This window comes from Vibrio sp. 10N.222.52.B7 (assembly GCF_041474275.1).
Lineage (GTDB): Bacteria > Pseudomonadota > Gammaproteobacteria > Enterobacterales > Vibrionaceae > Vibrio > Vibrio crassostreae_C.
This window is the reverse complement of sequence record NZ_JBFRTU010000067.1, coordinates 1-12,057: the sequence shown is the minus strand read 5'-3', so window position 1 is coordinate 12,057 and position 12,057 is coordinate 1. Positions and strand designations below refer to the sequence as shown.

General features: G+C 45.3%; 8 protein-coding genes and 6 tRNA genes. 8 read left to right on the top strand and 6 right to left on the bottom strand.

Features of this window, described 5'->3' with window-relative positions:
• Nucleotides 1-83: 83 nt before the first annotated feature.
• Nucleotides 84-174, top strand: a tRNA-Ser gene (locus tag AB4512_RS16180).
• 116 nt (nt 175-290) lie between these two features.
• On the opposite strand, the gene ilvY is transcribed toward AB4512_RS16180, so the two are convergent.
• A complete protein-coding gene (ilvY, locus tag AB4512_RS16175; protein ID WP_017061966.1) occupies nt 291-1,181 on the bottom strand; it encodes an HTH-type transcriptional activator IlvY in 891 nt (296 codons plus the stop codon).
• 146 nt (nt 1,182-1,327) lie between these two features.
• Between ilvY and ilvC the strand changes: the two genes are divergently transcribed.
• Nucleotides 1,328-2,812, top strand: a complete 1,485-nt coding sequence (gene ilvC / locus AB4512_RS16170) for a ketol-acid reductoisomerase (protein ID WP_017061965.1) — start codon at nt 1,328-1,330, stop codon at nt 2,810-2,812.
• Nucleotides 2,813-3,086: 274 nt separating this feature from the next.
• Here ilvC and ubiK read toward each other — a convergent pair whose 3' ends face one another.
• The 4 genes from ubiK to AB4512_RS16150 all read right to left on the bottom strand — a co-directional run bounded on the left by ubiK (nt 3,087) and on the right by AB4512_RS16150 (nt 8,304).
• Nucleotides 3,087-3,338 (bottom strand): ubiquinone biosynthesis accessory factor UbiK, encoded by a 252-nt coding sequence (gene ubiK / locus AB4512_RS16165; RefSeq protein WP_004735787.1) that lies wholly within the window; start codon nt 3,336-3,338, stop codon nt 3,087-3,089.
• Between the two features lie 119 nt (nt 3,339-3,457).
• On the bottom strand, nt 3,458-6,586 hold the full coding sequence (locus tag AB4512_RS16160; RefSeq protein ID WP_372175177.1) for a multidrug efflux RND transporter permease subunit: 3,129 nt from the start codon (nt 6,584-6,586) through the stop codon (nt 3,458-3,460).
• Nucleotides 6,587-6,597: 11 nt separating this feature from the next.
• On the bottom strand, nt 6,598-7,704 hold the full coding sequence (locus tag AB4512_RS16155) for an efflux RND transporter periplasmic adaptor subunit (RefSeq protein WP_017061962.1): 1,107 nt from the start codon (nt 7,702-7,704) through the stop codon (nt 6,598-6,600).
• An 18-nt stretch (nt 7,705-7,722) separates the two neighbouring features.
• Nucleotides 7,723-8,304 carry a TetR/AcrR family transcriptional regulator gene (locus AB4512_RS16150; protein ID WP_017061961.1) on the bottom strand — a complete coding sequence of 194 codons (582 nt, stop codon included), beginning with the start codon at nt 8,302-8,304 and terminating at the stop codon, nt 7,723-7,725.
• Nucleotides 8,305-8,484: 180 nt separating this feature from the next.
• On the opposite strand from AB4512_RS16150, the gene rep reads away from it, so the two are divergent.
• A complete protein-coding gene (gene rep, locus AB4512_RS16145) occupies nt 8,485-10,503 on the top strand; it encodes a DNA helicase Rep (RefSeq protein WP_017061960.1) in 2,019 nt (672 codons plus the stop codon).
• Between the two features lie 81 nt (nt 10,504-10,584).
• Here the strand turns inward: rep and AB4512_RS16140 are convergent, their stop codons facing one another.
• Entirely contained in the window at nt 10,585-10,998 is a 414-nt protein-coding gene (locus tag AB4512_RS16140) for a cytochrome c5 family protein (protein ID WP_009848079.1), read from the bottom strand.
• Between the two features lie 296 nt (nt 10,999-11,294).
• Between AB4512_RS16140 and AB4512_RS16135 the strand changes: the two genes are divergently transcribed.
• The 5 genes from AB4512_RS16135 to AB4512_RS16115 all read left to right on the top strand — a co-directional run bounded on the left by AB4512_RS16135 (nt 11,295) and on the right by AB4512_RS16115 (nt 11,903).
• A tRNA-Arg gene (locus AB4512_RS16135) sits at nt 11,295-11,371 on the top strand.
• Nucleotides 11,372-11,420: 49 nt separating this feature from the next.
• A tRNA-His gene (locus tag AB4512_RS16130) sits at nt 11,421-11,496 on the top strand.
• A 77-nt stretch (nt 11,497-11,573) separates the two neighbouring features.
• Nucleotides 11,574-11,650, top strand: a tRNA-Pro gene (locus AB4512_RS16125).
• Nucleotides 11,651-11,695: 45 nt separating this feature from the next.
• Nucleotides 11,696-11,771 (top strand) — tRNA-His (locus AB4512_RS16120).
• Nucleotides 11,772-11,826: 55 nt separating this feature from the next.
• Nucleotides 11,827-11,903 (top strand) — tRNA-Pro (locus AB4512_RS16115).
• Nucleotides 11,904-12,057: the final 154 nt, after the last annotated feature.

Sequence of the window (12,057 nt, the reverse complement as noted above, 5' to 3'; positions counted from 1 at the left end):
ACATCGCCAGGCTTTAAATATCGTTACCTGTGTATACATGTAACAACATCTACAGTGTACTAATCTGTTGATGACAATTTTTTGGAGGGATGGCTGAGTGGTCGAAAGCACCGGTCTTGAAAACCGGCAACCGTTAATAGCGGTTCTAGGGTTCAAATCCCTATCCCTCCACCACCATTAGAAAGCCCGCTGAGAAATCAGCGGGCTTTTTTCTTATCTGCGATATACATAAATAAAAGGGGAAGGGCACTGACGTGCTCTTCCCTTTTTTGTATTTAAAACAATGACGACTAGTCCGCTAAATATTTCCCTTCTGCAACTTGCCAGAACGCTCGAATTAGAGGGTTATCTAGCTGTGCTCGCTTACAACATACGCCTAACTCAAATGGCTTGATAGGTTCTATCTTTAAGCGGCTAACTTTATCTCTTACTGGACTGTTGTTTATGACCACATCAGGTGCGATGCCAACTCCACATCCTAGTGCCACCATACTTACAATCGCCTCATGGCCAGAAACTTGCGCGTATATGTTGGGTTTTATCTTCATCTTTTTAAACCATGCATTGGCTCGTTCACGCGCTGTTCCTGCTTCTGGGATGATAAAGGGCACTTCATTCCAGTTTGGCTTATCGGATTGCAGTTGTTGGCTAAAGCTACTCACACCAGATGGAATGATGACTGACAGTGGAATATCGCTGATGGTTTCGAATTCTAACCTTGAAGGAAGGATGTCTGGCTTTGCTGAAATCGCGATATCCGCTTCATCGTTTAAGATCTTGTCGATGGATTGAGCTGGATCACCAGTAGAGAGCTTAAATTCAATATACGGATGAATAGCCCTAAATTCGGTTATGAGTTCAGGTAGGTGACTGTAGCTAGCCGTTACTGAACAAAATATACGGATCTCACCTTTAAGTTCTTGCTCTCCGCCCTTCAGGTGAAGGTTATATTGCTGCCACTCTCCCACGATGCTCAATGCTACAGGCAATAGGTGTTTTCCTGCTGGGGTAAGATCAACACTGCGGTTGTCTCTGATTAGCAGTTCTTGTCCTGTTTCCTCTTCAAGCTTTTGTATCTGACGGCTCAGCGCTGAAGGACTGACGTGCATAGCAGCAGCGGTTTTGCTGAAACTCTTGCTGTCGCATAAATGTATAAATAATTGTAGAGATTTTATGTTCATGTTCTGCGATCGTTTCCATGTTGCATTTATTGCAATAACTAATTGTGAATATATCACTTTCAGCAACGGAGTGTCTGTTTTAGTATGAAGTCATTCGATAGAGAGATATCGACCTTACGGACTTATTTTTAAAGGAGTGCCCTAGAATGGCTAACTATTTCAATACATTAAACCTTCGTGAACAACTAGACCAATTAGGTCGTTGCCGCTTTATGGATCGTGAAGAATTCGCGACAGAAGCTGAATACCTTGAAGGTAAGAAAATCGTAATTGTTGGTTGTGGTGCTCAAGGCCTAAACCAAGGTCTAAATATGCGTGATTCTGGTCTAGACGTATCTTACGCTCTACGCCAAGCGGCAATTGATGAAAAGCGTCAATCATTCAAAAATGCTGATGAAAACGGCTTTGTTGTGGGTAGCTACGAAACGCTAATCCCTCAAGCAGACCTAGTAATCAACCTTACTCCTGATAAGCAACACACAAACGTTGTTGAAACAGTAATGCCTCTAATGAAGCAAGGCGCTGCTCTTGGTTACTCTCACGGCTTCAACGTTGTGGAAGAAGGCATGCAATTACGTGCTGACCTTACTGTAGTAATGGTTGCACCTAAGTGTCCAGGCTCTGAAGTTCGCGAAGAGTACAAACGTGGCTTCGGTGTACCAACACTTATCGCTGTTCACCCAGAAAACGACCCTAAAGGCGAAGGTTGGGATATCGCTAAAGCTTGGGCTGCAGGTACTGGTGGTCACCGTGCAGGTTGCCTAGAGTCTTCTTTCGTAGCAGAAGTTAAATCTGACCTGATGGGTGAGCAAACTATCCTTTGTGGCATGCTACAAGCGGGTTCTATCGTATCTTACGAGAAGATGATTGCTGATGGCATCGAACCTGGCTACGCAGGCAAGCTTCTACAATACGGTTGGGAAACGATTACTGAAGCACTTAAGTTTGGTGGCGTAACTCACATGATGGATCGCCTATCTAACCCGGCTAAAGTTAAAGCGTTTGAGCTTTCTGAAGAGCTTAAAGACCTAATGCGTCCGCTTTACAACAAGCACATGGATGACATCATCTCTGGTCACTTCTCTAGCACAATGATGGCTGACTGGGCGAACGATGACGTGAACCTACTAGGCTGGCGTGAAGAGACAGGCGAAACTGCATTCGAAAACTACCCAGCTTCTGACGTAGAAATCTCAGAGCAAGAGTACTTCGACAACGGTATCCTAATGGTTGCTATGGTTCGTGCCGGTGTTGAGCTAGCATTCGAAGCTATGACGGCATCAGGCATCATTGATGAGTCTGCTTACTACGAATCTCTACATGAGCTTCCACTAATCGCAAACACAGTTGCTCGTAAGCGTCTTTACGAAATGAACGTTGTAATCTCTGATACTGCTGAGTACGGTAACTACCTATTCGCTAACGTAGCAACACCGCTACTACGTGAGAAGTTCATGCCTTCAGTAGCAACTGACGTAATCGGCCGCGGTCTAGGTGAAACATCTAACCAAGTTGATAACGCTAAGCTAATTGAAGTAAACGAAGCTATCCGTAACCACCCTGTAGAGTACATTGGTGAAGAGCTACGTAGCTACATGAGCGACATGAAGCGCATCGCTGTAGGCGGTTAATTAGTCGCTTAGATACTGATAAATTTGCAGAAAAAGCGAAGCAGTATCACTAACTCCTTACAGGTTGGAGTTATAAATAAGCAACACAACATCTAATGAAAAGGCTTGGTCGCCGTTGACCAAGCCTTTTTGCTTTTAGTAACAAAGTCTTAAAAATCAATCAAATGAACATTGTTTGATCAGTCTTTGTCGACTTTCAGTTCTTGATTGATCTTCAGAAATACAAAAGGGTTGGTGCTTTCACACCAACCCTTTCAGTTTTCTTGCTTTACGCTTACTTGTCGGCAATCTTTGCTTCTAAGTCCGTTAGCTTTTGTTCCATTTCAGTCAGCTTTTGGCGAGTGCGCAGTAGTACTTGTGTTTGAACATCAAATTCTTCACGGCTTACAACGTCTAGCTTGTTCAGTTGGCCTTGGATAACCTGACGAACTTTTTGATCTACGTCTGAACCAAGCTCTTTTACTGGTTGAGGCATAGAATCGTGGATCTGCTTAGCAATTTGCTCTAGTTTTTTTGGATCAAACATATCAATTAAAACTCCTGAATATTTATCACTATTCTATTTAATCACATCAAAGATGTCGCCTATGGCGTACAAAAAAAGGCCACCGAAGTAGCCTTTTTATTGTTAATACGACAGGGAAATTACTTATTGTTAGCTAATTCTCTGTGCGCCGCTTTTGCTTCATCAACACGGGCCAGCTTCTCGAGATCTTTATCTTCGAGGAAAACTGGAATTGGTTTATGTTTTTCGGCTAAGTAGCTATAAATCACCGGCAGAACAAACAGCGTAAACAGCGTACCAATCGCCAGACCAGCAACGATAACAATACCGATACTAAAGCGCTGAGCTGCACCTGCACCCGTGGCGTACATCAATGGGATCAGGCCTGCAATCATCGCCGCTGTTGTCATTAGGATTGGACGTAGACGTACCCTTGCCGCCTCCATAACCGCCTCTTTGCGTGATAATTTATTATGCAGCTGCTCTTCTTTTGCTACCTCACAGATCAAGATACCGTGCTTGGTAATCAGACCAACCAAGGTAATCAGCCCCACTTGCGAGTAGATGTTCATCGTCGCTGCGCCCCAAGCGAGCGCAATCAATGCACCACATATTGCGAGTGGCACCGACACCATGATAACCAATGGATCTTTTAACGACTCAAATTGAATCGCCAGAACCAAGAAGATGATCGCCAGTGCTAAACCGAACGTCACATACAGTGCGCTGCCTTCTGTTACAAACTGACGCGACTCACCCATGTAGTCATGGTTATAGCCTGCAGGTAATTTGGTTTGGGCAATGTTTTCAAACCAGTTTACCGCATCACCCATCGCCGCGCCCGGCATAGGAACCGCACCGACCGTCGCTGAGTTCAACTGGTTGAAGTGAGGAAGAGAGCGAGGCTCTGCCACCACATCAATTGTTACCAAGCTACCGAGAGGAACAGCATCACCATTGCTGGCTCGAACGTAGTAATGATTCATTGACTCTGGGTTTAAGCGGAACTTACGCTCAACCTGAGGGATCACTTCATAAGAACGACCGTTGAGGTCAATACGGTTAACGTAACCATCCGACATCATGGTGCTTAGGGTGACACCGATATCTTGCATCGTTACCCCATAAGCGCCCGCCATATCTTTATCAATTTGAATCTTCATCGTTGCTGAATCGTAGTTCAAATCAAGGTCAGAGTAGACAAAGAGAGGGCTATCTTTCACATCCATTAAAATATCGGTTGCGATAGCGAATAAGCTCTCAAAGCTGCTTGGTGTGGTAATCACAAACTGGAGTGGTAGACCAGAACCGGCACCCGGCAACTCTGGCATTTGGAACGCGGTTACTGCCATGCCTGGGATATCTTGTAGCAATCCACTGATACGGTTCGTTACCTCAGATTGGCTAGCCGTGCGCTCACTCCATGGCACCATTGAGGCAATACCAAATGCTTGGTTTGAGTTTGGTACACCAGTGAAGGATTGAGCGTATTGGATTTCAGGCTGGGTCACCAAGATACCGCTCACGTCATCCATCGTGTTACTTAGGTAGTCTAGGTTAGCCGTTGATTGACCAGTACCAATCATCATCACCACCCCTTTATCTTCTGCAGGGGCAAGTTCACTTGGGATGAATTTAAACAGCATCGGCAAGCTTAAAAATACAATGACCGCAAAGCCAATGATAACCGGACGATGATCCATGATCGCATGCAGCATCTTAGAGTAACGGCCTGTCATACGATCAAGTACGCTGTGTACCTTCAGTTCAAACTTACTCGGCTGTGCATTTTCTTTTAGCAGCTTTGAACACATCATTGGAGACAGTGTTAAAGCGATGATTCCAGAAACAAATACCGCGCCAGCGAGGGTTAATGCGAACTCTTTAAACAGCGAGCCTGTGATACCACCCATCATTGCGATAGGGGCATAAACCGCGCCCAATGTCAGTGTCATTGCAATAACCGGTACTGCAATTTCACGGGTACCAATGATGGCAGCCCTGAAAGGAGATTCCCCCAATTTGACGTGTCGATCGACGTTTTCCAGTACTACGATTGCATCATCAACCACTAGACCGATTGCTAATACCATCGCCAGTAGCGTCATTAAGTTCCATGAGAAACCCATGACTTGCATCACCATCGCAACACCAACCAGCGATAAAGGGATGGTTACGATAGGAATGATAACCGCACGCAATGAGCCTAAGAATAGCGTGATAACCACTAATACAATCAGCGCGGCTTCAACAATCGTGTGTATAACCTCTTGAATGGATTCATTAATCGCAATGGTTGAGTCATACATGATATTCATGCTGATATTGCTTGGTAGGTTTCGCTCCAACTCAGGATACAGCTGCATAACATCAGCAGCAATGTTGATCGGGTTAGCACTTGGCGCTGCATTGATGGCGGTTACAACCGTTTGTTTGCCATTAGCACTTGCGCGAACCACATCGTGGCTTTTTTCTAGTGAAACCTTAGCAATATCACCTAAGCGAACAATAGAACCGCCATTTTGACTGGTTTTGACCACCAACCTTTCTAATTCATCGGTATTGGTTACTTGGGTATTGGCACTGCCGTTGTACAGCATAAACTCACCAATTGCTTGGCCAGTTGCTGATTGGTAGTTGTTTGCATTAAGCACCGTCATCACGTCAGTGGCTGTCAGGTTTAATGCTGCCATTTTGGAAGGATCAAGCCATACACGTAATGCGTATTTGATCCCGCCGTACAAGTCGACCTTTGATACGCCATTAACGGTAAACAGTTGTGGGTTAACCACTCGCTCAAGGTAGTCGGTAATTTGGCTTGCAGAGAGTTCATCACTCGTAAAACCAATGTAGAGTACCGCCGTTGTTGAACCGGTAGACATAGTTACGGTTGGATCTTCGGCTTCTTTAGGAAGCTGAGAACGTACCGAGTTAGTCTTGGCCAGTATGTCAGACAGCGCGGCATTCGGGTCGGTATTGAGCTTCATATTGACCGTAATAGTCGAGCTACCGAGTACGGACTGCGACGTCATATAATCAATATTATCGGCTTGAGCGATCGCTTGTTCTAATGGCTGAGTTATAAAGCCTTGGATCAGATCGGCACTGGCACCGTAATAGCTCGTCGTGACCGTCACGATCGTATTTGTCATGTCTGGGTATTCACGAACCTGCATTTTGAAGATTGCTTGGAAGCCAAGCAATGCGATCAAAAAGCTGATTGAAATAGCCAGAACTGGACGTTTAATAAAAACATCAGTAAAGCGCATGATTCCTCCAATTACAGCATTGGTGTTTCAGCTGGCGGCGTCGTTGCATCACTTTCTACAACTCGAACTTTAGCATTGTTACTTAAACGAACTTGACCCGTTGTCACGACAACATCGCCAGGCTCTACGCCTTCCAGTATGTGAGCAATACTTTCTGTACGTTCACCTACTTTCACCACTTGTTGTTTCACACGCTGCACACCATCTTCTTCACGTAAAATATAAACATTGTCACCGTAAAGTGTGAAAGTGATGGCCGTCTGAGGCAGTGTCACTTGGTTTGCTAGTTTAGGTAGAATGATGTTAGCGCGCGCAAACATACCGCTACGTAACTTACCATCGTTGTTTGGGATATCGGCTTGTACTTGGATAAGACCACTTTGGATGCTAACCGCAGGCTCAATGGCACTAATAGAACCTTTAAACGGTTTTTCTGGGTATGCATCAACGAAGATGTCGATCGCCTGACCAACCTCAATACGAGAGATGTCATTTTGAGAAATAGTGAAGCGTAGGCGCATAACACTGGTGTCTTCTAGGCGAACGATGTCAGTGCCAGATTGTAGGTATTGGCCTAGATACACATTACGAATACCGACAGTGCCGTCAAACGGAGCGCGGATCTCGCGACGGGCAATCGATGCTTTAAGGCTTTCAATATCAGCTGAAAGAGAGAAGTAGTTAGCTTCTGCTTCATCGTACGCTTCTTTAGAAATAGAGCCTTTCTTGAATAGCCCTTGGTAGCGCTTGTATTTAGCTTCAGCAGCCGGTAAGCGTGCCTCAGAGCTTTTTAGATTGGCTTTCTCTACATCAGAATCAAGGCGGATCAGTTGTTGGTCATTTTTAACCTCAGTACCTGATTCGAAAGAAATTTGATCGATAACACCGCTGGTTTCGTTCGCTAGTGTCACACCTTGGTTAGGTTCGATGAAGCCGATAGCTTCAATCACTGGAACCCAGTCGATCGGCTGAACTTCAGTTACCGTTACTGGAAACTCTGGTTCAGGGCGGTTGGCCATATACTCAGCAATTTTTTGTTGTTTGAACATGTTAAACCCAATAACGCTGCCGAAAAGTAGTACAGCGATGAGTAACATGAAGAAAGTCCACTTTTTCATTATGGTCAAAACTCCGATCTAGTGTTTAATTATTGCGTCCCAACTGGCTTCGATTGCAGATTCTAGTTCTGCCTCATCAAGTTGGTAAAATCCTAAAGAATGCTTGCGTGCTAGAGAAACACTAGCCGCCAAGCTCAATCCACCTAATACTTCATTGTTAAGTGGTTTAAACAATCCTTGTTCTTTCCCCTCATTAAATAGCAGCTCAACTTGGGCAAACATTTTACGTTCTAGTTCCCTGAAGTTTAGGCTATTTGTGATGGGTAGAGAGTCATACTGAACCCGATTTTTTATTGCGGCTAAATTCGTTCCTGCTAAGTTCCATATGTTCAACCACATAGTACGGTAGCGTTGTTTAATTGGATCCGAATCATTAACCCCTTGTTGAACAGCATCAGCTACTCTTTGAGTCACGAGCATTCGAACATCTTCTATCAAATGCTCTTTATCATCGAAGTAGCGATAGATAGTGCCTGCAGCCACTCCCGCTTCTTTGGCTAATTTTTGCATTGAAAGGCCTTGGAAACCGACCTCTGCAATTAGCTTTTCAGCTGCAGAAAGTATTTGCTGGCGTTTATCCCGAGGTGCATGAGTTGTCATATTTCAACCACCAATGAATGAACGTTCATTCATTATAGCCTAATAACCACACACATGTGCAACAAAATTTTACATAATCAGCGTAAAAATCTTGTATAAGAGAACGTAGCATTCGTGCTGTTGCAGCATTATTATAGGCGCGCAATTGAATTCGCCCCTCTAGACCAAACTGAGAATCAAATGAAACTGAACCCAAGACAAGATGAAGCCGTGAAATATGTTTCGGGCCCCTGCTTAGTATTAGCGGGCGCTGGATCCGGTAAAACACGTGTTATCACCAATAAAATTGCTTATCTGGTTCAGGAATGTGGCTATAAGGCGCGTAATATTGCGGCGGTGACCTTTACTAATAAAGCGGCACGCGAGATGAAAGAGCGTGTTGGGCAAACTCTAGGTAAGGGCGAATCGAAAGGGCTGATTGTTTCGACTTTTCATACCATGGGCTTAACCATCATTCGCCGTGAATACAAAGCGCTGGGTTTGAAAGCGGGTTTCTCTCTGTTTGATGACCAAGACCAGTTAGCTTTGTTAAAAGAGTTAACAGAGAGACAGATCGATGGTGATAAGGATTTGCTACGCGCTTTAATGAGCACCATTTCGAATTGGAAAAATGACATGCTGACGCCAGATCAGGCGAAAGCACGTGCTCAAGGCGAACAAGAGCAGTTGTTTGCATTCTGTTTTGAGATGTACCAGAAACAGATGAAGGCATACAACGCACTCGATTTTGATGATCTGATCGCGATGCCTGTATTACTACTGAAAACCAATCAAGAGGTGCGTGAGCGCTGGCAGTCGCGTATCCGCTATTTACTGGTCGATGAATACCAAGATACCAACACCAGCCAATATGAGTTGGTTCGTTTACTGGTGGGAGAGCGTGGTCGCTTGACGGTAGTAGGTGACGATGACCAATCTATCTATTCATGGCGTGGTGCAAAACCGCAAAACTTGGTGTTGCTGGGTGAGGACTATCCAAATCTTCGCTTGATCAAACTCGAGCAAAACTATCGCTCAACCAGCCGAATATTACGTGCGGCGAACATCTTGATCGCCAACAACCCACACGTTTATGAAAAGTCACTATTCTCAGAGATCCCAGACGGTGAAAAGCTCAAGGTACTGAATGCTAAGAATGAAGAGCATGAAGCAGAGCGTATTACCGGCGAGATCATCGCCCACAAGTTTTTGAACCGTACTGAATACAAAGATTACGCAGTGCTTTACCGTGGTAACCACCAATCACGCTTGATTGAAAAAGCGCTGATGCAGAACCGTGTGCCTTACAAGATCTCTGGCGGTACCTCTTTCTTCGCGAGAGCCGAGATTAAAGACATCATGGCTTACCTGCGTGTGTTGGTGAACCCTGATGATGACAACGCCTTCCTACGTATTGTAAACACACCGCGCCGAGAGATTGGTCCGGTGACGCTTGAGAAGTTAGGCAGCTACGCCAATATGCGTGGCAAGAGCTTGTTTGAAGCCAGCTTTGAGATGGGCTTAGAGCAGACACTGACGGGGCGTGGTTTAGAAAATTTGCGCCGCTTCGGTGACTGGATTGTTCGTATCTCAGACAATGCCGAGCGTGGTAATACGGTTGAAGCCGTTCGTTCTTTGGTTCGTGACATCAACTACGAAGATTGGTTGTACGAAACCTCAGCGAGCCCGAAAGCCGCTGAAATGCGAATGAAGAACGTCTCTGATCTGTATAGCTGGATTGTGGCCGATCTTGAGGGTGACAACTACGATAAAGAAGAGAAAACCCTGCGCGAGGTGGTTCAACGTTTAACGCTGCGCGATATGATGGAGCGTGGTGAGGATGATGACGATGCAGATCAAGTCCAATTAATGACATTGCATGCATCGAAAGGTCTAGAGTTCCCATATGTATTCCTGATGGGTGCAGAAGAGGGCATCTTGCCGCACCAAACCAGTGTCGATGAAGGCAACGTAGAAGAAGAACGTCGTCTTATGTATGTGGGGATTACTCGAGCACAGAAAGAGCTGACTTTTACTAAGTGTCGTGAACGTCGTCAATATGGTGAATTAATAAAGCCAACACAAAGCCGCTTCCTCGATGAGCTGCCGCACGATGATGTGGAGTGGGAAAGCGTTAAGAAGCCTCAATCCGCTGAAGAAAGAATGGAAAAAGGGCAGGCGCACATTGCGAATATTCGAGCGATGTTCAACAAGAAGTAATGCCCTACTTTAATCGCACTATATAGAAGCCAATAAAAAAGGTGACCATGAGGTCACCTTTTCTGAATCTGGCATTTTTAATTACAGACCGGCAATCATGTGCTCGATAGCATCTTTGATTTCGTCGTCTGAACAATCCATACATGAACCTTTCGCTGGCATCGCATTGAAGCCGTTGATTGCGTGGTCAGCTAGAATGTCGCGACCTTGAGCAATGCGAGGACCCCAGTCACCAGCATCACCTGTTTTAGGTGCGCCACTTACGCCAGATGCGTGACAAGCGATACAAAAGGTACCGTAAACTGCTGCGCCATCACGAGGGCCTGTTGGTTCTGCGGCTACTGGTTCGCTGCCGACTAGGTAAACTTGACCAACTGGTTTGATGCGTTCAGCAATTGCATCTTGCTCTGCTTCGCTAAGGCCTGAAGCCATTGCGCCAGTTGAAAAGGTTAAAACTGCGATGACAACGCTTAAAATTCGACGAGACATATCCATTAAACTCACTTTACATTCCCAAGGTAAGTACGTGCTTACCAATTTATAGTGTTGGAGGGTGTTTTGGCTTCACCAGCAAAGAGCAACTGTTAAACCAATGTAAATAATGGGTGATTATATCCCGATAAGTTGTTGCAATAAACAACAACTTATAAGCTGTGGCGGGTTGTAGTACTCAAATAAGGGGTTTATCACATATTAACTGTCGAAAAAGAGACCAAACAGAAAAAAAAGTTAAAAAAGTACTAGACGGCATTGGGTGATATACGTATTATTCCACTCCGCCGACAGGGCATGCGCCTGTAGCTCAGCTGGATAGAGCGTTGGCCTCCGGAGCCAAAGGCCGAAGGTTCGAATCCTTTCAGGCGCGCCATCCGGTCTCTTACTTCGGTAAGTGAGAAATTGGCAAAAAAGAAATAATGGTGGCTATAGCTCAGTTGGTAGAGCCCTGGATTGTGATTCCGGTGGTCGCGAGTTCGAATCTCGTTAGCCACCCCATTCTTTCTTTACAAAATATCGGTAGCTTCGGCTTCCAGTGTTGATTCATTATTCCCAAGAGTCGATACAAAATTAGTCGGTGAATAGCGCAGCTTGGTAGCGCATCTGGTTTGGGACCAGAGGGTCGGGGGTTCGAATCCCTCTTCACCGACCACTATTTCAATAATCGCTTGTTAAGCGGTTATATAAAAAATTAGTGGTGGCTATAGCTCAGTTGGTAGAGCCCTGGATTGTGATTCCGGTGGTCGCGAGTTCGAATCTCGTTAGCCACCCCATTAATTTTGGTAGCTTCTTTGAAGTTCCCAGTTTGAGAAATCAAACGAAACGTCTCGGTGAATAGCGCAGCTTGGTAGCGCATCTGGTTTGGGACCAGAGGGTCGGGGGTTCGAATCCCTCTTCACCGACCACCTTAAGAAGCCTCGTCAGAAATGACGGGGCTTTTTTACGTCTGAAACTTAGATAACTTGAACAGAGTGGGGTTCGCCTGATGTTCAAAGAATGTCTCTTCACTGATCACTTAAGAAGCCTCAACTAGCCGTCCGCGTCAGAAATGACGGGGCT

Bases quoted from the DNA above. Each gene is read 5' to 3' on its own strand.
- ilvC (WP_017061965.1), top strand. From the start codon at position 1,328: ATGGCTAACTATTTCAATACATTAAACCTTCGTGAACAACTAGACCAA.
- AB4512_RS16140 (WP_009848079.1), bottom strand. From the start codon at position 10,998: ATGGATATGTCTCGTCGAATTTTAAGCGTTGTCATCGCAGTTTTAACC.
- AB4512_RS16150 (WP_017061961.1), bottom strand. From the start codon at position 8,304: ATGACAACTCATGCACCTCGGGATAAACGCCAGCAAATACTTTCTGCA.
- AB4512_RS16155 (WP_017061962.1), bottom strand. From the start codon at position 7,704: ATGAAAAAGTGGACTTTCTTCATGTTACTCATCGCTGTACTACTTTTC.
- rep (WP_017061960.1), top strand. From the start codon at position 8,485: ATGAAACTGAACCCAAGACAAGATGAAGCCGTGAAATATGTTTCGGGC.
- AB4512_RS16160 (WP_372175177.1), bottom strand. From the start codon at position 6,586: ATGCGCTTTACTGATGTTTTTATTAAACGTCCAGTTCTGGCTATTTCA.
- ubiK (WP_004735787.1), bottom strand. From the start codon at position 3,338: ATGTTTGATCCAAAAAAACTAGAGCAAATTGCTAAGCAGATCCACGAT.
- ilvY (WP_017061966.1), bottom strand. From the start codon at position 1,181: ATGAACATAAAATCTCTACAATTATTTATACATTTATGCGACAGCAAG.